This window comes from Pseudomonas sp. TH37 (assembly GCF_016650735.1).
Lineage (GTDB): Bacteria > Pseudomonadota > Gammaproteobacteria > Pseudomonadales > Pseudomonadaceae > Aquipseudomonas > Aquipseudomonas farris.
The window spans coordinates 879,618-897,909 of record NZ_JAEKFD010000001.1 but is presented as its reverse complement, the minus strand read 5'-3'; the positions used below and the strand labels follow the sequence as shown (position 1 = coordinate 897,909).

Here is an 18,292-nt window from a genome sequence, read left to right as displayed (position 1 = left end):
ATGGATTATCCGAAAAGTGTGCCCAGCGCCGGGTTGGTGAATGGGAAGTTTGTGGATGAGAACCCGCTGACCGGGACGCCGGGATCGCTGATTCCGGCGGATTGGGGGAATGGGGTGACTCAGGAGATTGTGAACGTCATCAAGGCTGGGGATCTGACCCCGGATGAGACGAAGTACGATCAGTTGCTGCAAGCAATTCAGAGCGTGTCCGCCAAGGGCTGGAATCTGGATTCGGCATTGCCAATCGGCTCGCTGCCGACGGCTACGGTGGCAACGGCGGACGGGCGTTTGTCGGTGACCCCGGCGGCAGTTTCGACCAGCGGCGGCCGGGTGTCGATTCCGGCGGGGGTATTGGTCAGTATTGGCCAGGAAGTCGTCGCGGGGCAGTTGGGCAGGGCGCGGACGTTTACCACCCAAGCGTGGAGCAGTGATTTGTTGTCGACCTCCAGTTACTTTCTGCGGGCGCAGGTGATTGGTGGTGCGCTGACGTTCTACATGCAACGAGGAACAATCTATGACGTCGCGCCCGAAGGTTTGAAGGGCACTGTCAATGGCGGGGCGGGAGGTGGTTTTCAGTCCACGCCGCTGGACATCTGCATTGCCTGGGTGATGACGGCTGCGCCGGGTTCCGTGCCGGTCATCAGGCCGATCTACAACCGTAACCGGTTGGCGTGGACGCAAACCGTCAACGGCAACGGTGTGGTTTACCTGCCTCTGGATCCTCATGCCCGGGCGGCACGTCTGGTGGTGGGGAACCCGACGCCTTCGGCGACTGAGATCTCCGGCGTGTCGTTTGCGCCAACAGGTTGGGTTGGCGGTAACTATTGCTTTCTCTCTCCGGCGCTGACCACCAGCTCCAATCACGATGGTGGTTGGGCGAACCCGATGCCGTGCGTGATCTTTACCAATAACTTTGTCAACGACGCCACGGTCACGACTCTGACCGCCAGTTTCGACCATTCGCAATTGCGCTCGTTGTGGCAGTCCTACCAGGCCGAACACATGCTCGGTTCGACCAGCGCCGTCAGCGATGAATTGCTGTTCAGTATGGGGATCAAAAACCACCCCGTGTCTGATTACGCCACTGGAATCGCAGTCAACTTCTCGGCGGCAGTCAATGTCAGTCTTTCTTGGGAGTTGATTCGATGAACGTTATTCAAGAGCTTCATCAGTTCGAGGACGGTCTACGTCCCGCACAGCCTTCTGCCGCCCATTATTGGGACGGTGAAAAATGGGTGCTGGACGCCGCGAAAGTCGCCCAGCTGGAACAACAGGAAACCGAACGCCTGTGCGCCAAAGTCGATGCCGCGGCAGACAAAGCACGCACTGCTCTGGCCGGTGATCCACTCAAAGCCATGGAGTACGCCCAGGCCGCCGTCGACGCCCAAGCCTATAAGGACGCGGGCTACCCGAAAAAAGACGTACCGCTGGCCGTGTCCGCCTGGGTTATCAAAGGCCGAACCGCTAAACAAGCTGCCGACGAGATTCTCGAAAAGGCCGCGCAGTTCAACGAAAGTTTATTGACGCTTCGTATTATTCGATTGAAGTCAAAAGAGAAAATCAAGGCTCATATAGGCAAGGGCAAGATGGACTTGGCTAAAGAGTTTACGGATGAGGCCATTGCGGCTGTTCGAAAGTTAGTTAGCGACCTGTAGGGGAAAGTATGGATTACCCAAGAAATGTGCCCAGTCTCGGATTGGTTAATGGTCGGTTTGTGGATGAAAACCCGGAAGTCGGCACCCCGGGATCATTGATCCCGGCCAGTTGGGGGAATGCGGTTACGCAGGAGATTTTGAACGTAGTCAAAGCGGCAGGATTAACACCTGACGAGACGAAAGAAGATCAATTGGTTTCGGCTGTTGGTGTACTTGTTGATTTCACCAAAATGAAAAACAGGCCAACCACATTAAATGGTTATGGAATAACTGACGCGCTTGAGTCCAGTCAGGCAACCATACTGGCTCCGCCGGGCATGGTTGCCTATTTTGCAATGCCTGGGCCACCTAGTGGCTGGTTAAAAGCGAATGGTGCACTGGTCAGTCGAGTCGCCTACCCCTCCTTGTTTGCTGCTATTGGTACAACTCATGGGGCGGGGGACGGAACAAGTACCTTCAAACTTCCGGATTTACGTGGTGAATTTCTACGCTGCTGGGACGATGGTCGTGCTGTAGACAGTGGTCGGCTATTTGGGAGTTCTCAAAGTTATGCCATTCAAAGCCATGCGCACACTGTTGTGGGTTACCAGGCAAACGATTTCAATGCGGGAGGCGGAATTACGTCAACGGATGATTTTTATAGTGGGCCCTATACTTTTTCGACATCCAGTGTGGGAGGTACGGAAACCCGTCCGCGTAACATAGCTCTGCTCGCTTGTATTAAGTATTAAGGAGTATTTATGAGAATTATTTATAATTGCGATCCGGTCACAGGGAAGTTCTTATTCTCAAGTCAGGCTGACCCCTCTCCCATGGAAGAGGGTGTCTGGCTGATTCCTGCAGATGCCTATCTTGACCCTCCGCCTGCTGTCAGAGTAGGTGAATGCGCTATGCGAGAGAATGGTCAATGGAAAATTGTTCCTGAGCATCACTGCATTGCGTATCGAACTGAAGATGGAGAAGCTGTCGAGCTTGATCTGCTGGGTGAGTTGCCTTCCGAGTTTACCCTTGAGCCTCGACCGACAGAGTTTCATATCTGGAGTGGTAAGGAATGGGTTAAAAACGATGCTTTCGAGTTAGCTGGGCTTTGCAAGGCTGAGAGGGCATGGCGTAATGCTGAGGTTAGACGTGTTCAGTGGTTACTTGAACGCCATCGTGATGAGAGTGGAATGGGGAGGGTGCACACGCTGGACTCCAGTGACTTTATTGAACTGCTTACTTACATACAGTCTCTACGGGATTGGCCTCAGTCGGAATTATTTCCGATTTCACAGCATCGTCCGGTAGTTCCTGCCTGGCTTGTGTCGCAAGTCCATTGAGGCGCTTCATTAGGGTCCATGATAGTTCATTAGAGATCAAAGGATGCGCATCTCAGATTTTCAGCTCAAAGAAATCATGCCCAACGCCCGCTCCCAAGCGGGCGTTTTCATTTCCGCCCTGAACACTGCCATGTCTCACCGCAACATCAACACCCCCAAACGCATCGCCGCCTTCCTCGCGCAAGTCGGTCACGAATCGGGGCAGTTGCAGTACGTACGTGAACTGGGCAGTACTCAATATCTGAGCCAATACGACACCGGCACCCTGGCCACCCGTTTGGGCAACACTCCAGAACTCGACGGCGACGGTCAAAAATACCGTGGACGTGGCCTGATCCAGATCACCGGCCGCAACAACTACCGTCAATGCAGCCTCGGCTTGTTTGGCGATGAGCGTCTGCTGACCCTGCCTGAACTGCTGGAGCAGCCCCAATGGGCGGCTGAATCAGCGGCATGGTTCTGGGAACAGAACGGCTTGAATGAATTGGCCGACCGCGACCAGTTCAACAGCATCACCCGCCGTATCAACGGTGGGTTGAACGGCTTGCAGGATCGTCTGGAACTCTGGGCGCGGGCGAGGGCGGTGCTATGCCAGCCTTCGGTCTGATCGGCTGGCGACTGATCGGTCTGCTGGTGCTGGCCGGTTGTTCGGCGGCATTGGCCTGGCAGTTTCAGGATTGGCGCTACGGCCGGCAACTGGCGGAGCAGGCCAGGCTGCACGCCGAGATCCTTAATCAACTGACTCTGGCCGCCGCCACCCAGCAGCAGGCCGAGCAGGACAAACGCCAGGCCCTGGGGCAACGGCTGTCGGCCAGTGAACAAACCCATTATCGAGCGCTTAGCGATGCCGAACGTGATCAAGGTCGCCTGCGCGATCGTCTTGCCACTGCTGATGTGCGCTTGTCAGTCCTCCTCGATACCAATGACGCTGCCTCAACCGGTGCAGTGCCAGCCGCCTCCGGCACCGGCGGGGTGGATCATGGCGCCCCGCGAGCCCGACTTGACCCGGCGCATGCTCAACGAATTATCGCCATCACCAACGCAGGCGATAGCGGACTGATTGCCCTGCAGGCGTGTCAGGCCTATGTCAGAGCCCTCGTTCGCTAACATTTTGATCGATCCTGAACCTTGCAAGCGTGATCGGCTCGTGTACGGTAGGCCTCATTCCGCTCGATCAGGAGAGAGCCGTGAAAGATATCACCCAGCTGGCCGCTGAACTTGGCAGACGCTTGCAGGTTCTCAATGCCCACGTCACCACCGCCGAATCCTGTACCGGTGGCGGGATTGCCGAGGCGATCACCCGTATTCCGGGGAGTTCGGCGTGGTTCGAGGCCGGTTATGTCACGTACTCCAACCGCCAGAAAACCCAGCAACTGGATGTCCCGGCCGAGTTGTTTCCAACCGTCGGGGCGGTCAGTCGCGAGGTGGTCGAGGCCATGGTCCGCGGCGCGCAGGAAAAAAGCCGGGCGCGTTTTGCCGTGGCGGTCAGCGGTGTGGCAGGGCCGGATGGCGGTTCGCCGAGCAAGCCTGTGGGCACGGTGTGGCTGGCCTGGGGCGTCGGTGAGCAGGTGTTCAGCGAGGTGCAGTACTTTCCCGGTAACCGTGACGAGGTCCGCCGACAAACGGTGAAGGCCGCGCTAGAGGGGCTGTTGCGGTATACCTCTGGAGAAATCTCAAATCAGGGGTAGGCGATCCTGAAACGCTGTGGAATAATACTGGCTACTTATACAGGTGTTGGCCGTCAGGCCTTATTGATTACGTGAGGACTTTAATGGACGACAACAAGAAGAAAGCCTTGGCTGCGGCCCTGGGTCAGATCGAACGTCAATTCGGCAAGGGTGCCGTAATGCGTATGGGCGATCAGGACCGTCAGGCGATCCCGGCTATTTCCACTGGCTCTCTGGGTCTGGACATCGCGCTCGGCATTGGCGGTCTGCCAAAAGGCCGTATCGTTGAGATCTACGGTCCTGAATCCTCCGGTAAAACCACCCTGACGCTGTCGGTGATCGCCCAGGCTCAAAAAGCCGGCGCGACCTGCGCATTCGTCGACGCCGAACACGCCCTCGACCCTGAGTACGCCGGCAAACTGGGCGTCAACGTCGACGACCTGCTGGTCTCCCAGCCGGACACTGGTGAGCAGGCCCTGGAAATCACCGACATGCTGGTGCGTTCCAACGCGGTTGACGTGATCATCGTCGACTCCGTGGCCGCTCTGGTGCCAAAGGCTGAAATCGAAGGCGAAATGGGCGACATGCACGTGGGCCTGCAAGCCCGTCTGATGTCCCAGGCGCTGCGTAAAATCACCGGTAACATCAAGAACGCCAACTGCCTGGTGATCTTCATCAACCAGATCCGTATGAAAATCGGCGTGATGTTCGGCAGCCCGGAAACCACTACTGGTGGTAACGCGCTGAAGTTCTACGCATCGGTTCGTCTGGACATCCGTCGTACTGGCGCGGTGAAAGAAGGTGATGAAGTCGTCGGTAGCGAAACCCGCGTCAAAGTCGTGAAGAACAAGGTGGCTTCGCCGTTCCGTCAGGCCGAGTTCCAGATTCTTTACGGCAAGGGCATCTACCTCAACGGTGAGATGATCGACCTGGGTGTTCTGCACGGTTTCGTCGAGAAGTCCGGTGCCTGGTATGCCTACGAAGGCACCAAGATCGGTCAGGGCAAGGCCAACTCGGCCAAGTTCCTGGCGGACAACCCGGAGATCGCCGCGAAACTTGAGAAGCAACTGCGCGACAAGCTGTTGACTCCAGCGCCGGACGTCAAAGCATCGCCAGTCAAAGAGACGGCTGATGACCTGGCTGACGCTGATATCTGATTGATCCGATGACCGCCGTACTCGATACACTCGTCGCGGTGCGGCGAACCGCAATGGACCTGCTCGCGCGACGCGAGCACGGTCGAGTCGAGCTGACGCGTAAACTGCGTCAGCGCGGCGCCCTCCCTGAAATGATCGACACAGCACTCGACCGCTTGACGGAAGAGGGCCTGTTGTCCGAGTCCCGTTACCTCGAGAGCTTTGTTTCCTACCGTGCCCGTTCCGGTTATGGCCCTTTGCGAATTCGCGAAGAGTTGAGCCAGCGCGGCCTGCAACGTACTGACATCGAACTCGCCTTGCGCGAGAGCGGTATCAACTGGCAGGAACAACTGGAAGACACCTGGCGGCGCAAGTTTGCTGGGCATTTACCGATAGACACCCGGGAACGTGCCAAACAGGGCAGGTTCCTGAGTTATCGGGGATATTCCATGGAAATGATCAGCCGCTTGTTCAGCGGCCGAGGGATGGACGATTGAATGAACGGCTCGCTATTTCGATAGCGGGCCGTTTTTTTTGCCTCACGTTACCTTGGACGGTTCCCGTGTGCGTTGTTGCGCCTGGGGTTTGGACTGGGCCCAGTTTTCCGGCAGGTTGATGTAATCCACTAGCTCCCGCAGACGGCCATGATCACGGGCGTTGAAGGTGAAGGCCAGTCGCGCCAGATGGCTGAACTGTGCTTCGTCGTGCTCCTCACCGCTGTAGGCGTGCTGATGGAAATGGTCGCTCAGGCACAGGTCGGCGAATGCCTCCTGCATGTGTTCGAGTGCCCGATCGCTGAGTTTGTGGTTCATGCGAATCACGAACTGATGCTTGAGCCAGCGGCTGGAGTGGAAGTTGCTGTAGAACTGGTTGATCTGCTCCACTGCCTCTTCGGCGCTGTAGACCAGACTCAACAGCTTCATGTCGGTCGGCAGGATGTAGCGATTCTCCTCCAGTTGATGATGAATGAAGTCCAGCGCGCCTTGCCAGAACTTGCCGCCCGGCGCATCCAGTAGCACCACGGGCACCAATGGGCTTTTGCCGGTCTGGATCAGGGTCAGCACTTCCAGCGCTTCATCCAGCGTACCGAAACCGCCTGGGCACAGGACCAGCGCATCGGCTTCCTTGACGAAGAACAGCTTGCGGGTAAAGAAAAAGTGGAAGGGCAGTAGATTCCCGGTGCCATTGACCGTGGGATTGGCATGCTGCTCGAAGGGCAGGGTGATGTTGAATCCCAAGCTGTGTTCCAGGCCGGCACCTTCATGGGCCGCCGCCATGATGCCGCCACCGGCACCGGTGATGACCATCATGTCCGAGCGCGCCAGAGCGGCGCCAAGTTCTCGGGCCAAACCATACAGTGGGTGTTCTATCGGCGTGCGGGCCGAGCCGAAAACAGTGACTTTGCGTCGTCCCTTGAACTGCTCCATCACACGGAAGGCATGCTCGAGTTCGCGCAAGGCTTGCAGGGTGATCTTGGCATTCCAGCGGTTGTGATCTTCCTGGGCCATGCGCAGCACAGTCAGGATCATGTCGCGGTAAATCGGGATGTTGGGGCTGTTGGGTGAAACCAGGTTGAGTTGTTCTTCGACCTTGCTGGTGAGGTCGTGGCCGCTTTCTTGAAAATGACGGCTCAGGAGGTCATTCGGTTGGTAAGGCATTCAACTTCTCCTTCTGCACAGAACCCTTGGCCCGACAAAACAATCGTCGGCGCCGCGACACCCCTTGTGTCGCTGTCTGCCCAAGCCCTTGCCTGGGCGCTCCACCTGACTCGGTTGCAATCGAGCCATCCATACGGGCTCTGCTTATCCCTTGAATGAAAGAAACGTTCGCACAATAAGGCACGCAATGGGCAGCCCCTTTTCTGCCCTGAAAAAAATCAACGTGAACACTTTGAATTTAGACCCTCGCAACGATTTTTGCTGCTTGATCATTGCGCCGCAAAGTCTTTCCTGGCAACCGCTTATTGACGATTTGCAAGGTGCTTTCACCGCTCGTCTGAACGCAAGCCGTATGTCCTGCGCTCTGATTTACTAAGTTACAGGCGTGACACGACAACTTTGCGTCAATGGCAGGACGCAACGTTTTAGCAATTCAGGGATTTATTGCGTGATCAACGACGATCACTGCGTGCAGGGAGGCGGTAAACCATGCCCAGAGTCACTCTGGAAATCGATGCGCAACTGTATCGATTGCTGAAATTATCAGCCGAGACTAATCATTTGAGTCTCGAAGAGGAGTGCTGCCGACGTCTGGAGGGCGGGGAGCGACGTTCGCGCTACTTGCAGGCGCTGTTGGCAGAACTGCGCGCCGAGGATGAACAGCGGCGCGCCAATTCCCGTTGATTACTTTTTCTTGGCCGGTGTGGCTTTCGGGCAATCCGATTCCTGGAAGCTTGCGGAGCCGACCGGGCGGTTGGATTTCACTTCGGTGAAGTCGTAACGCATGATCGCGCCCTTGGCCATCAGCTTGCGGAACCCCTCGTTTCTGCAGACGGAGGCGCCAAGCTGGAAGTACACGGCTTTCGGATCGGCGCGCATCTTGTCGGCGTGGCTGCTCTGAACACTCAGGTGGTTGATCAGCTGATTGCCTTCGACGGTGTAACCCTGATCCTGAATGTCTTCGTTGATCGCCCGTGGCGTGCCGACACTGCTTTGTACGGCGACGTTTCGCAGCTCTCTGTTCAGATTCTGCTCACTCAAGGACGCAGCCTGAGCGTTGAAGCACGACGCCAGCAAAACGGCAGCGGTGGGAACGATAAGGCGCAGCATGAAACTCTCCTGGTTCAGTGACTGGTGGTTCGACCAGTCACGTGACTGTGCGTTCAGTGGCGGCGAATTATAGGGGAGGTGGCTTGGTCGGTACAGGCTTGCGCCGCCCGCTCTGGTAAACTGCTGGCCTTTATTGCCCTGCCGAGTGCCGTTTGTGTCGAGTTTTCCTGTCTGCGGGTGTTGCCCACGATGAACCACGCTCCCAACGCCGTAGCCCGCTTGCGTGATCAGCGAGAGGAAGAGGGTATCAAGCCGATTCAGGCCCGTGGCTGGCGAGCAACCCGTTGCCGTGCCTGCCGTGTGATCGAGAGCCACTGCTTATGCGCCTGGCGCCCGCAGGTCGACACCCGTAGCGGCGTGTGCCTGATCATGACCAATAAAGAAGTGTTCAAACCAAGCAACACCGGTTGGCTGATTGCCGATGTGGTGCGCGACAACCATGCATTCATCTGGTCGCGCACGGAAGTCGATGAACAACTGCTGGCGCTGTTGGCCGACCCACAATGGCAACCCTACCTGGTGTTTCCGGGCGAATACGTCGAGCCCGAGCGAGTTACCCACAGTGTCGAGGTCGATGGCACCAAGCGCCCACTGTTCATTCTGCTGGACGCCACCTGGACCGAAGCCCGGAAGATTTTCCGTAAAAGCCCCTATTTTGATGGGTTCCCGATTCTGAGCCTGCTTCCTGAGAAGCTTTCACGGTACCGATTGCGCAGGTCCAGTCGCAGCGAGCACCTGTGCACGGCCGAAGTAGCGGCGCTGTGCCTCGATCTTGCCGGTGATACAGACGCTGCCTCGGCACTGGACGCTTATTTTGATGTGTTCAGCCAGCATTACCTGGACGCTAAACATCAGCTGGATATGAATGTTGCAACACCGGCCCACGCCGAGCTGATGCCCTTTGTGCAGCACGCGGCGCCCGTCATCTGCTGAGCATCGCCCATACTGCAAAGTACCAGGCTCGCTAGCGGGGGCCACGCAACTTGACCACCCCGGCTTCGCTGGGCATGCTTGGCGCCGATTAGGGCGCGGCCAAGGTTTGAAACGCTGCTTTTTTTTACGTAATTGGCGTTGAACGTGCCCTGTTGGTGCTGCTGCGTGGCTGCACCTCGAGTTGTTTTGGCGAGGCCTGAAATGCATCAGGCGTCCCATAAAAAAACAGGATCATTTGAAAAATGGCCACATACGAAATCCTGATTGCCGATGACCACCCTCTTTTTCGTAGCGCCCTGCATCAAGCGTTGACCCTGGGCCTGGGCCCGGATGTCCGTCTGGTGGAAGTGGCGAGCATTGCCGAGCTGGAAACCCGTCTGGACGAAAAGGCCGACTGGGATCTGGTATTGCTGGACCTGAACATGCCGGGGGCTTACGGTTTTTCCGGGTTGGTGCTGTTGCGTGGGCAGTACCCGCAGATTCCGGTGGTGATGGTGTCGGCTCAGGAAGAAGCGTCGATCATGGTGAAATCCCGTGAATTCGGCGCCAGTGGTTTCATTCCCAAGTCCAGTGATTTGAGCGTCATTCAGAAAGCCGTACGCGCGGTGCTCGATGGCGACGTTTTCTGGCCACCCCAGGCCTTCGAAGCGGTCAGCGTTTCCGCCGAAGCCAAGGCTGCCAGCGAAGGCCTTGCCAGCCTGACACCTCAGCAGTTCCGTGTGTTGACCATGGTCTGTGAAGGTTTGCTGAACAAGCAGATTGCTTACGAGTTGAGCGTTTCCGAGGCGACGATCAAGGCCCACGTTACGGCAATTTTCCGTAAGCTGAATGTGCGAACCCGGACTCAGGCAGCGCTGCTCTTGCAACAACTTGAGTCAATTTCGAGCCACTAAGGTGCTGCGTGTTCACGCTTTTTTGACTTTGCTTAATCTAGCTTTCCCACTCCTTTTTGGTCAGTTGCCTACTTTATGTCACCTTTCAAAGGCCAGACCGGCCTCAAACGCATCCTCAACGCCTCTGGTTACTCCCTGGACGGCCTGCGCGCGGCCTTCACCGGCGAAGCGGCCTTCCGGCAATTGGTATTGCTCAACGCCATCCTGATTCCGCTGTCGTTCTTCCTGAACGTCAGCCGCGTCGAGCAGGCGCTGCTGATTGCGGTCTGCCTGTTGGCCTTGATCGTCGAGTTGCTCAATTCGGCGGTGGAAGCGGCCATCGACCGCATTTCCCTTGAGTTGCATCCCCTGTCCAAGAACGCCAAGGACATGGGCAGCGCCGCTCAATTGGTGGCATTGAGCATGATTGCGCTGGTGTGGGCGGTGATTCTGCTTTAAGCGATGGTGGGCAGGACGATCTCGTCGCTGCGCTGAACCCCGGCGGTGAACGCGCGGCACAGTTCGAGGAATTCGCGCATCGCCGATGTCTGATATTTCTGCTTGTGCCAGATGAAATAGAACTGCCGCGCCAGGTCCAGATCCGGTGTTTCCACTGGCACCAGGCTGCCGCGGCGGAACGCATCGCGCAGCGCCAGGCGCGAAATGCAGCCTATCCCCAAACCTGATTCCACCGCGCGCTTGATCGCTTCGGTGTGTTCCAGCTCCAGGCGAATGTTCAGCGCGCTGCGATGGTGTCGCATGGCCTGGTCGAACGTCAGCCGTGTGCCCGAGCCTTGCTCGCGGAGAATCCACGCCTCATGACTCAGCTCCTCCACGGTAGCTATACCGCGTTTGGCCAGCGGATGTTGGGGCGCACAGAACACCACCAGCTCATCCTCGACCCAACTCTGCACTTCGATGTCCGGATGGCTGCAGTCGCCTTCGATTAGACCCAGATCAATTTCATAGTGCGCGACCTGTTGCACGATGTTGGCGGTGTTCTGCACATGCAGCTTCACCTGGCTTTCCGGATGACGCTGCATGAAGCTGCCGATCAGCAGGGTGGCGAGGTAATTGCCGATGGTCAGGGTCGCGCCGACCGCCAGGGAGCCGAAACCGGACTTGCCGTTGAGCAAGTCTTCGATCTCCTTGGCCTGATCGAGAAGGGCCACCGCCTGCGGCAACAGCTGTTTGCCGAGGGCGTTGAGGCTCAGCCGTTTGCCGGCGCGATCGAACAGCTGACAGCTGCACTGACGCTCTAGCTCGGTGATTGAGGTGCTCGCCGCCGATTGTGAGAGGTTGAGCGTCAATGCAGCACGGGATACGCTTTCCTGCTGGGCGACGGCGACGAATACTTGAAGTTGACGGAGAGTAAATCGCATATCGATATAACCGATAACCCTTATCTTAATAATCCAGTTAACAGATATTGTCGCTGCCATTAGAATGCGCTGCAATTGCGCACATCATCGGCGCAGGCAAATCTCCAGGAGTCCCACGTACATGAGCAACATGAACCACGAGCGTGTCCTCAGTGTTCACCACTGGAACGACACTCTGTTCAGCTTCAAGTGCACCCGCGATCCGGGCCTGCGCTTCGAGAACGGTCAGTTCGTGATGATCGGCCTGCAACAGCCCAACGGCCGCCCGCTTATGCGTGCTTACTCGATTGCCAGCCCGAACTGGGAAGAGCATCTCGAGTTCTTCAGCATCAAGGTGCCTGATGGCCCGTTGACTTCCCAGCTGCAGCATCTGAAGGAAGGCGACGAGATCATCATCAGCAAAAAGCCTACCGGCACCCTGGTGCTGGATGACTTGAAGCCTGGCAAACATTTGTACCTGCTCAGCACCGGTACCGGTCTGGCGCCATTCATGAGCGTCATCCAGGACCCGGAAACCTACGAGCGTTTCGAAAAAGTGATCCTGTGCCACGGCGTGCGTTACGTCAATGAAGTCGCTTACCGCGAGTTCATCACCGAGCACTTGCCGCAGAACGAGTTCTTCGGCGAGGCGTTGCGTGACAAGTTGATCTACTACCCGACCGTGACCCGCGAGCCGTTCGAGAACGAAGGCCGCCTGACCGACCTGATGCGCAGCGGCAAGCTGTTCAGCGATATCGGTCTGCCACCGATCAACCCGCAGGACGACCGCGCCATGCTGTGCGGCAGCCCGAGCATGCTCGACGAGACCAGCGAAGTGTTGAACAGCTTCGGCCTGAAAGTTTCGCCGCGGATGCGCGAGCCGGGTGATTACCTGATCGAGCGTGCGTTCGTCGAGAAGTAAGAAACCGCTGCACTGCTCTACCTGTGGGAGCGAGCCTGCTCGCGATAGCGGACTGTCAGTCAACGTCATCGTTGAATGTTACGCCGCCATCGCGAGCAGGCTCGCTCCCACATTGGTTTGGTGGTGACCATAAAAAAGCCCGCGTTGCCTTCAGAGGTAGCGCGGGCTTTTTCGTTTCTGGCGTTCAGACGTTTGCGGGAATGACTTCGAGGACGCGGATCAGGTCGGGCGTGGGGTAATGCCAGCGCACATCCACATCCCAGAACTGCGCGCCGTATTCCCTTTCCGGTGCAGGAATCTGATACGCCGGGCGTGGGTCTTGTGCCAGGCATTGCTCGATCAGCTCGACCAAGGGCTCATCAAGCCGCTGAGCGTGGCCATGAGCCTGTTGCAGCGCTGAGTCTGTCCACTGCACGGGAATCAACTGTGGCGGGGCGCTGGCGATGCTGTTGGACGCCGTGTCGATAATGTCGGCGTAGGGCACGTAAGGTTTGATGTCGAGAATCGGCGTGCCGTCGAGTAGGTCGATGCCGGAGATCCACAGTCGATTGGCTTCGACCTTGTCCAGTTTGACCACTGATTGACCGATGCCATTGGGTCGATGCGTCGCCCGAGTGGCGAATACGCCCATGGATTTGTTGCCGCCCAGACGTGGAGGGCGGACTTTCAGGCGTGGCTTTTCTTCCAGGGCCTGATGGAACAGGAACAACAGCCAGACATGGCTGACCTGCTCCAGTCCCTGCACCGCATCACCCTGATCGAACGGCGCCACCAACTCCAGCACGCCTCGAGCGGCCGGGGCCAGTTGCGGCTGGCGCGGAATGGCGAATTTCTCCTTGAAACAGGAGCGCACGAAGCCGATGGGGGAAACGCTGTAGGTCATGGTTTGGGGTCGAGGCGGAGTTGAGGCGGGCATGATAACCCGACGGGCCTCAAGTCTGGTGGTGGCAGAGCCGGCCTCATCGCGGGCAAGCCGCGCTCCCACAGGGTTCTCGAGCGAACACAGATGTTGTGTACGGCATAAAACCTGTGGGAGCGTGGCTTGCCCGCGATAGCCGCACCACCAATCTCAGAGACTGAACCCACCATCCAAAGGAATAATATTCCCAGTCATATACGCCCCGGCCGTACTCGCCAGACTGATCGCCAAGGCAGCCATTTCCTCCTCCCGCCCCCAGCGCTTTATCGGAATCAACGCCGTGTCCTCGGCCAGCGCCTGCTCATCATTGCCAATATGCTGAGTCATCTTGCTCGGAAAACGCCCCGGTGCAATCACGTTGACGTTGATGTGCTGGCTCACCAGCTCCCGCGCCAGAATCCGCGACAGTTGATGTAGGGCGGCTTTACTCGGGCCGTAGGCATACGCCTGTTCGCCAAAGGACGAAATCCCGGCCACCGAACCAATGTTGATGATCCGCGCCGGGTTCGCCGCCGAACCAGCCTTGCGCAGCAGCGGCAGAAATTGCTGAATGCAGTTGAACACCGAGGTCACGTTGAGCTGCATGACCTTTTCCCAGCCCTTGACCGGGTAACTCTCCAGCGGCGCGCCCCACGTGGTGCCAGCGTTGTTCACCAGAATATCCAGCTGACCGATCTGTTCAGTCAGGTGCGCAGCCAATTGCTCGACGCCTTCTTCATGGGCCAGGTTGGCAGCTACCGCGTGACAAACCCCGAAGGCACTCAGTTCCTTGGCAGTTTGCTGACAGGCGTCGGCATCGCGGGCACACACGTACACAGTGGCGCCAGCCTCGACATAAGCCTTGGCGATCATTTTGCCGATACCACGGGTGCCGCCGGTCACCAGAGCGGTGCGGCCTTGCAGGGAAAAGTAGGGATGCATGGCGAATCCTGAGAGCTGAGGGTCAATACACCCTAGTCGTCAGCCGCCAGAAGCGGAGCCACTATTTTTGCGAGGAATGAGGGCTTATACGGCCTTGTAGGAGCTGTGTAGGAGCTGTGTAGGAGCTGTCGAGTGAAACGAGGCTGCGATCTTTTCTTGTCCACTTGAGTTCCAAGCGAAAGATCAAAAGATCGCAGCCTCGTTGCACTCGACAGCTCCTACAGAAGATCAGCTTCGCACGTTACTGCGGGCGAACGCGCAGGGTCAGGCCCTTGAGGAAATTGCGCAGCAACTGGTCGCCGCAGGTGCGGTAGTTGGTGTGACCGAACTTGCGGAACAGCGCGCTCAGCTCAGGCTTGGACACCGGGAACTCGGCAGCCTTGAGGATCGCGTGCATGTCGTCCTCTTTCAGTTCGAAGGCCACACGCAGCTTCTTCAGGATGATGTTGTTGGTCACCGGCACTTCGATTGGCTGCGGCGGACGGCTTTCGTCCTTGCCACGCTTGAAGATCACCAGGCCATCGAGGAAATGCGCCATGACCTCGTCCGGGCAGCGTACGAAGCCTTCCTCGTCTTCCTCTTTCTTGTCGAGGTACGTCAGCAGGTCTTCCAGGGACACGTCCATGCCGCCGATCTTGATGATTTCGATGACTTTCTTGTCGCTGATGTCGAGCATGTAGCGCACGCTGCGCAGTACGTCGTTATGAATCATGGTGTGCAGTCCTGATATTCAGCAGTGGGCGCCGCATAAACAGCGGCGCCGAAATGTATGGCGGCGTGAAAAGTCTTAGAACTTCTCTTTGCCGGACAGGTAGCGCCATTGTCCCAGCGGCACTTTGCCGATGGACACGCCGCCGATGCGGATGCGGCGGATGGCGAGGACCTTCAGGCCTACAGCCTGGCAAAACAGGGCGATCACGCCCGGTTGTGGGTTCTTCATCGCAAAACGCAGGCGGTTTTCGTTCTGCCAGCTGGCTTTGACCGGCGGCAGTTCCTTACCCTTGTAAGTCAGGCCGTGATTCAGGCGGTTGAGGCCGTGAGCCACCATGTCGCCTTCAACTTCGACCACATACTCTTGCTCGATCTTGGCGGAGTCTGCGGTGAGTTTGCGCAGGATCTTCCAGTCCTGGGTGAACACCAGCAGACCGCTGGCATTGGCCTGCAGATCGGTGCTGGCGGTCAGGCGCAGGAAGTGGCCCTTGAGCGGGCGTTTGCCGTAGCGGTGTTCCTCGCTCAGGGTCTCGGCGCTGATGGTCGCCATGGCTGTGTCCGCGTCCATGCCTGCTGGAACGTTGAACAGGATGGTCACCGGCTCCGGCGCGGTGGCCTTGGCTTCGGGATCGAGCTCGACTTTTTGGGTGTCGACCTTGAACTGCGGCTCGTCGATGACTTCGCCGTCCACGGTGACCCAGCCGCCCTCGATGAACAGCTCAGCCTCCCGACGGGAACAGCCGACGAGTTCGATGAGGCGTTTGGAGAGACGAATCGGGTCAGTCATGACAGGGCCGTAACAAAAAAGGGGTGGGCATTGTACCTGCCTGGCGCCGGTTAATCCCGGCTCCATTTGCGCCGTGTGGCTTTTTTGTGGGAGCTGGCTTGCCTGAGATAGCATCGCTGCGACCTGACAGACAGACCGCGTCGTCTGCATCGCAGGCAAGCCAGCTCCCACATTGTTCTATGTTGGGTCAGCCATTAACCATTACGCGTCAGTTGTTGAGACTGGCGCAAACGCATGTGCAGCAACGGATAGGGCTGCCCCATGCCATCGACTTCCGAGCGGCCGATCACCTCGAAGCCCTGTTTGAAGTAAAACCCCAAGGCCTGCGGGTTCTGTTCGTTGACGTCCAGTTCATCGGCGTTCAGGTGTTCCAGGGCGTAGCGCAGCAATTGCTTGCCCAGGCCCTTGCCGCGATGCGCCGGGTCGATGAAAAGCATTTCGATTTTGCCCGCCGCGACGCCGGCGAACCCGGTGATGCGCTGGCGCGAGTCTTTGGTGCAGATCAGCATCACCGCGTCGAGGTAGCGGGTCAGCACCAGATTCTTTAGCAGGTCGATGTAGCTGTCGGGCAGAAAGTCATGGGTGGCGCGCACCGAGGCTTCCCACACTTGGGTGAGTTCTTCGTAGTCGCTCTGTTTCGGTGTGTGAATGACCGAGTGTTGGCGCATGCCCGCTGGCCTCTCTTGCGTGGATGACGCGAGTTCTTTCTCTCACAAAACGATAGACGTAAAAAAGCCCCGCATCTCGTCAAGAGAGCAGGGCTTTTTGTATTTTTTGCGTTTAGATCTGTTCAGCCCACAGGTCGTATTCGTCGGCGTCGGTCACTTTGCACCAGACTTTGTCGCCTGGCTTCAAGTTGCTGCCGTTGTCGATGAACACGTTGCCGTCGATTTCCGGGGCATCGAAGAAGCAACGGCCAACCGCGCCTTGCTCGTCGACTTCATCGACCAGCACTTCGATTTCACGGCCAACGCGCATTTGCAGGCGCGCCGAGCTGATGGCCTGTTGGTGCGCCATGAAGCGGTCCCAACGGTCTTGCTTGACGTCGTCCGGAACGATGGCCGCGTCCAGCAGGTTGGCCGGTGCGCCTTCGACCGGCGAGTACTGGAAGCAGCCAACGCGGTCCAGCTGCGCTTCGGTCAGCCAGTTCAGCAGGTACTGGAAGTCTTCTTCGGTTTCGCCAGGGAAGCCGACGATGAAGGTCGAACGGATGATCAGGTCCGGGCAGATCTCGCGCCAGTTCTTGATCCGTGCCAGGGTCTTGTCTTCGAAGGCCGGGCGTTTCATCGCTTTCAGGACTTTCGGGCTGGCGTGCTGGAACGGGATGTCCAGGTACGGCAGGATTTTCCCGGCGGCCATCAGCGGGATCAGCTCGTCGACGTGTGGGTATGGGTAAACGTAGTGCAGACGCACCCAGACACCGAGAGTGCTGAGGGCTTCGCAGAGTTCGGTCATGCGGGTTTTCACCGGCGCGCCGTTCCAGAAGCCGGTGCGGTATTTCACGTCGACGCCGTAGGCGCTGGTGTCCTGGGAAATCACCAACAGCTCTTTGACGCCGGCCTTGACCAGGCGCTGGGCCTCGTCGAGCACGTCACCGACCGGGCGGCTGACCAGTTTGCCGCGCATCGACGGGATGATGCAGAAGCTGCAGCTGTGGTTGCAGCCTTCGGAAATCTTCAGGTAGGCGTAGTGGCGCGGGGTCAGTTTGATCCCTTGCGGCGGCACCAGGTCGATCAGCGGGTTGTGATCCTGGCGCGGCGGCACGGCGTCGTGCACGGCGTTGACCACTTGCTCGTACTGCTGCGGACCGGTCACGGCCAATACGCTTGGGTGCACGTTGCGGATGTTGCCTTCTTCGACGCCCATGCAGCCGGTCACGATGACCTTGCCGTTTTCCTTGATAGCTTCGCCGATCACTTCCAGGGACTCAGCCTTGGCCGAGTCGATGAAGCCGCAGGTGTTGACCACCACGACGTCGGCGTCCTGATAAGTGGACACAACGTCATAGCCTTCCATGCGCAGCTGGGTAAGGATGCGCTCGGAGTCGACCAGTGCTTTCGGGCAACCCAGGGATACGAAGCCAACCTTTGGATTGGCCGGCGCAGGAGTGGTGGACATGTCTAACCTCGGTATTTGTGACGCCTCCAGCCGAAGACGGCAAGGCGACAGACGGGCGCTATGTTGCGCCTCTGGTCAAAAAGTGCGCAATTCTAGCGGTGAGAGGCGCACTTGACCAGCTTTATGCAGGGAAATACGACGAGTGCTGCGCTATGCTTCGCGCCGTTGCGCTTTACCGAATTTTTACAGTCAACAAAACGTCT

23 protein-coding genes are annotated in these 18,292 nt (G+C 57.9%); 14 read left to right on the top strand and 9 right to left on the bottom strand.

From position 1 onward, the window contains the following. The 9 genes from JFU11_RS04270 to recX all read left to right on the top strand — a co-directional run bounded on the left by JFU11_RS04270 (nt 1) and on the right by recX (nt 6,274). Complete coding sequence (locus tag JFU11_RS04270) at nt 1-1,149, top strand: hypothetical protein (protein ID WP_201059879.1); 1,149 nt, start codon at nt 1-3, stop codon at nt 1,147-1,149. After that, on the top strand, nt 1,146-1,655 hold the full coding sequence (locus JFU11_RS04265) for a hypothetical protein (protein ID WP_201059878.1): 510 nt from the start codon (nt 1,146-1,148) through the stop codon (nt 1,653-1,655). The genes JFU11_RS04270 and JFU11_RS04265 overlap by 4 nt, the downstream gene beginning before the upstream one ends. A gap of 8 nt (nt 1,656-1,663) precedes the next feature. Next, complete coding sequence (locus tag JFU11_RS04260; RefSeq protein ID WP_201087338.1) at nt 1,664-2,386, top strand: phage tail protein; 723 nt, start codon at nt 1,664-1,666, stop codon at nt 2,384-2,386. Nucleotides 2,387-2,395: 9 nt separating this feature from the next. Further along, the gene (locus tag JFU11_RS04255; RefSeq protein ID WP_201059877.1) at nt 2,396-2,974 is read left to right on the top strand and encodes a phage tail assembly chaperone; all 579 of its coding nucleotides are present in this window, start codon (nt 2,396-2,398) and stop codon (nt 2,972-2,974) included. A 43-nt stretch (nt 2,975-3,017) separates the two neighbouring features. Beyond that, on the top strand, nt 3,018-3,581 hold the full coding sequence (locus tag JFU11_RS04250) for a glycoside hydrolase family 19 protein (protein WP_201059876.1): 564 nt from the start codon (nt 3,018-3,020) through the stop codon (nt 3,579-3,581). Next, complete coding sequence (locus JFU11_RS04245; protein WP_123719819.1) at nt 3,563-4,081, top strand: lysis system i-spanin subunit Rz; 519 nt, start codon at nt 3,563-3,565, stop codon at nt 4,079-4,081. Before JFU11_RS04250 ends, JFU11_RS04245 begins: the two co-directional genes overlap by 19 nt. Before the next feature lie 80 nt (nt 4,082-4,161). Continuing rightward, entirely contained in the window at nt 4,162-4,662 is a 501-nt protein-coding gene (locus JFU11_RS04240; protein WP_201059875.1) for a CinA family protein, read from the top strand. Between the two features lie 83 nt (nt 4,663-4,745). After that, entirely contained in the window at nt 4,746-5,798 is a 1,053-nt protein-coding gene (recA, locus tag JFU11_RS04235; protein WP_007907270.1) for a recombinase RecA, read from the top strand. Nucleotides 5,799-5,806: 8 nt separating this feature from the next. After that, complete coding sequence (gene recX, locus JFU11_RS04230) at nt 5,807-6,274, top strand: recombination regulator RecX (protein WP_201059874.1); 468 nt, start codon at nt 5,807-5,809, stop codon at nt 6,272-6,274. A gap of 42 nt (nt 6,275-6,316) precedes the next feature. Here the strand turns inward: recX and JFU11_RS04225 are convergent, their stop codons facing one another. Further along, nucleotides 6,317-7,435: a TIGR00730 family Rossman fold protein gene (locus JFU11_RS04225; RefSeq protein ID WP_123719818.1), complete on the bottom strand. Its 1,119-nt coding sequence runs from the start codon at nt 7,433-7,435 to the stop codon at nt 6,317-6,319. A 489-nt stretch (nt 7,436-7,924) separates the two neighbouring features. Between JFU11_RS04225 and JFU11_RS04220 the strand changes: the two genes are divergently transcribed. Continuing rightward, a complete protein-coding gene (locus tag JFU11_RS04220; RefSeq protein ID WP_007907277.1) occupies nt 7,925-8,119 on the top strand; it encodes a hypothetical protein in 195 nt (64 codons plus the stop codon). Here the strand turns inward: JFU11_RS04220 and JFU11_RS04215 are convergent, their stop codons facing one another. Beyond that, nucleotides 8,120-8,545, bottom strand: a complete 426-nt coding sequence (locus JFU11_RS04215) for a PA3611 family quorum-sensing-regulated virulence factor (RefSeq protein WP_123719816.1) — start codon at nt 8,543-8,545, stop codon at nt 8,120-8,122. A 189-nt stretch (nt 8,546-8,734) separates the two neighbouring features. Between JFU11_RS04215 and JFU11_RS04210 the strand changes: the two genes are divergently transcribed. The 3 genes from JFU11_RS04210 (at nt 8,735) to JFU11_RS04200 (ending at nt 10,809) form a co-directional block, all read left to right on the top strand. Further along, a complete protein-coding gene (locus tag JFU11_RS04210) occupies nt 8,735-9,478 on the top strand; it encodes a tRNA-uridine aminocarboxypropyltransferase (protein ID WP_201059873.1) in 744 nt (247 codons plus the stop codon). Between the two features lie 242 nt (nt 9,479-9,720). Beyond that, a complete protein-coding gene (gene erdR / locus JFU11_RS04205) occupies nt 9,721-10,371 on the top strand; it encodes a response regulator transcription factor ErdR (RefSeq protein ID WP_052966391.1) in 651 nt (216 codons plus the stop codon). A gap of 75 nt (nt 10,372-10,446) precedes the next feature. Continuing rightward, nucleotides 10,447-10,809, top strand: a complete 363-nt coding sequence (locus JFU11_RS04200; protein ID WP_019580981.1) for a diacylglycerol kinase — start codon at nt 10,447-10,449, stop codon at nt 10,807-10,809. Here the strand turns inward: JFU11_RS04200 and JFU11_RS04195 are convergent. Continuing rightward, complete coding sequence (locus JFU11_RS04195) at nt 10,806-11,732, bottom strand: LysR family transcriptional regulator (RefSeq protein WP_052966392.1); 927 nt, start codon at nt 11,730-11,732, stop codon at nt 10,806-10,808. The genes JFU11_RS04200 and JFU11_RS04195 overlap by 4 nt on opposite strands. Before the next feature lie 121 nt (nt 11,733-11,853). Between JFU11_RS04195 and fpr the strand changes: the two genes are divergently transcribed. Next, nucleotides 11,854-12,633 (top strand): ferredoxin-NADP reductase, encoded by a 780-nt coding sequence (gene fpr, locus JFU11_RS04190; RefSeq protein ID WP_003443014.1) that lies wholly within the window; start codon nt 11,854-11,856, stop codon nt 12,631-12,633. 184 nt (nt 12,634-12,817) lie between these two features. On the opposite strand, the gene tsaA is transcribed toward fpr, so the two are convergent. The 6 genes from tsaA to rimO form a co-directional block, all read right to left on the bottom strand. Next, nucleotides 12,818-13,516, bottom strand: a complete 699-nt coding sequence (gene tsaA, locus JFU11_RS04185; protein WP_123719813.1) for a tRNA (N6-threonylcarbamoyladenosine(37)-N6)-methyltransferase TrmO — start codon at nt 13,514-13,516, stop codon at nt 12,818-12,820. A gap of 186 nt (nt 13,517-13,702) precedes the next feature. Beyond that, on the bottom strand, nt 13,703-14,473 hold the full coding sequence (locus JFU11_RS04180; protein WP_201059872.1) for an SDR family oxidoreductase: 771 nt from the start codon (nt 14,471-14,473) through the stop codon (nt 13,703-13,705). Between the two features lie 241 nt (nt 14,474-14,714). Further along, the gene (locus tag JFU11_RS04175; RefSeq protein WP_123719811.1) at nt 14,715-15,185 is read right to left on the bottom strand and encodes a DUF1456 family protein; all 471 of its coding nucleotides are present in this window, start codon (nt 15,183-15,185) and stop codon (nt 14,715-14,717) included. Between the two features lie 75 nt (nt 15,186-15,260). Continuing rightward, on the bottom strand, nt 15,261-15,971 hold the full coding sequence (locus JFU11_RS04170; protein WP_201059871.1) for an rRNA pseudouridine synthase: 711 nt from the start codon (nt 15,969-15,971) through the stop codon (nt 15,261-15,263). Nucleotides 15,972-16,165: 194 nt separating this feature from the next. Next, a complete protein-coding gene (locus tag JFU11_RS04165) occupies nt 16,166-16,639 on the bottom strand; it encodes an acetyltransferase (protein ID WP_123719809.1) in 474 nt (157 codons plus the stop codon). 112 nt (nt 16,640-16,751) lie between these two features. Continuing rightward, complete coding sequence (gene rimO / locus JFU11_RS04160; protein WP_048393845.1) at nt 16,752-18,089, bottom strand: 30S ribosomal protein S12 methylthiotransferase RimO; 1,338 nt, start codon at nt 18,087-18,089, stop codon at nt 16,752-16,754. Nucleotides 18,090-18,292 lie beyond the last annotated feature (203 nt).

What these genes read in the sequence shown, in the direction of transcription:
- JFU11_RS04270 (WP_201059879.1), top strand. Translation starts at nt 1, where the DNA reads ATGGATTATCCGAAAAGTGTGCCCAGCGCCGGGTTGGTGAATGGGAAG.
- JFU11_RS04265 (WP_201059878.1), top strand. Translation starts at nt 1,146, where the DNA reads ATGAACGTTATTCAAGAGCTTCATCAGTTCGAGGACGGTCTACGTCCC.
- JFU11_RS04260 (WP_201087338.1), top strand. Translation starts at nt 1,664, where the DNA reads ATGGATTACCCAAGAAATGTGCCCAGTCTCGGATTGGTTAATGGTCGG.
- JFU11_RS04255 (WP_201059877.1), top strand. Translation starts at nt 2,396, where the DNA reads ATGAGAATTATTTATAATTGCGATCCGGTCACAGGGAAGTTCTTATTC.
- JFU11_RS04250 (WP_201059876.1), top strand. Translation starts at nt 3,018, where the DNA reads ATGCGCATCTCAGATTTTCAGCTCAAAGAAATCATGCCCAACGCCCGC.
- JFU11_RS04245 (WP_123719819.1), top strand. Translation starts at nt 3,563, where the DNA reads ATGCCAGCCTTCGGTCTGATCGGCTGGCGACTGATCGGTCTGCTGGTG.
- recA (WP_007907270.1), top strand. Translation starts at nt 4,746, where the DNA reads ATGGACGACAACAAGAAGAAAGCCTTGGCTGCGGCCCTGGGTCAGATC.
- recX (WP_201059874.1), top strand. Translation starts at nt 5,807, where the DNA reads ATGACCGCCGTACTCGATACACTCGTCGCGGTGCGGCGAACCGCAATG.
- JFU11_RS04225 (WP_123719818.1), bottom strand. Translation starts at nt 7,435, where the DNA reads ATGCCTTACCAACCGAATGACCTCCTGAGCCGTCATTTTCAAGAAAGC.
- JFU11_RS04220 (WP_007907277.1), top strand. Translation starts at nt 7,925, where the DNA reads ATGCCCAGAGTCACTCTGGAAATCGATGCGCAACTGTATCGATTGCTG.
- JFU11_RS04215 (WP_123719816.1), bottom strand. Translation starts at nt 8,545, where the DNA reads ATGCTGCGCCTTATCGTTCCCACCGCTGCCGTTTTGCTGGCGTCGTGC.
- JFU11_RS04210 (WP_201059873.1), top strand. Translation starts at nt 8,735, where the DNA reads ATGAACCACGCTCCCAACGCCGTAGCCCGCTTGCGTGATCAGCGAGAG.
- erdR (WP_052966391.1), top strand. Translation starts at nt 9,721, where the DNA reads ATGGCCACATACGAAATCCTGATTGCCGATGACCACCCTCTTTTTCGT.
- JFU11_RS04200 (WP_019580981.1), top strand. Translation starts at nt 10,447, where the DNA reads ATGTCACCTTTCAAAGGCCAGACCGGCCTCAAACGCATCCTCAACGCC.
- JFU11_RS04195 (WP_052966392.1), bottom strand. Translation starts at nt 11,732, where the DNA reads ATGCGATTTACTCTCCGTCAACTTCAAGTATTCGTCGCCGTCGCCCAG.
- fpr (WP_003443014.1), top strand. Translation starts at nt 11,854, where the DNA reads ATGAGCAACATGAACCACGAGCGTGTCCTCAGTGTTCACCACTGGAAC.
- tsaA (WP_123719813.1), bottom strand. Translation starts at nt 13,516, where the DNA reads ATGACCTACAGCGTTTCCCCCATCGGCTTCGTGCGCTCCTGTTTCAAG.
- JFU11_RS04180 (WP_201059872.1), bottom strand. Translation starts at nt 14,473, where the DNA reads ATGCATCCCTACTTTTCCCTGCAAGGCCGCACCGCTCTGGTGACCGGC.
- JFU11_RS04175 (WP_123719811.1), bottom strand. Translation starts at nt 15,185, where the DNA reads ATGATTCATAACGACGTACTGCGCAGCGTGCGCTACATGCTCGACATC.
- JFU11_RS04170 (WP_201059871.1), bottom strand. Translation starts at nt 15,971, where the DNA reads ATGACTGACCCGATTCGTCTCTCCAAACGCCTCATCGAACTCGTCGGC.
- JFU11_RS04165 (WP_123719809.1), bottom strand. Translation starts at nt 16,639, where the DNA reads ATGCGCCAACACTCGGTCATTCACACACCGAAACAGAGCGACTACGAA.
- rimO (WP_048393845.1), bottom strand. Translation starts at nt 18,089, where the DNA reads ATGTCCACCACTCCTGCGCCGGCCAATCCAAAGGTTGGCTTCGTATCC.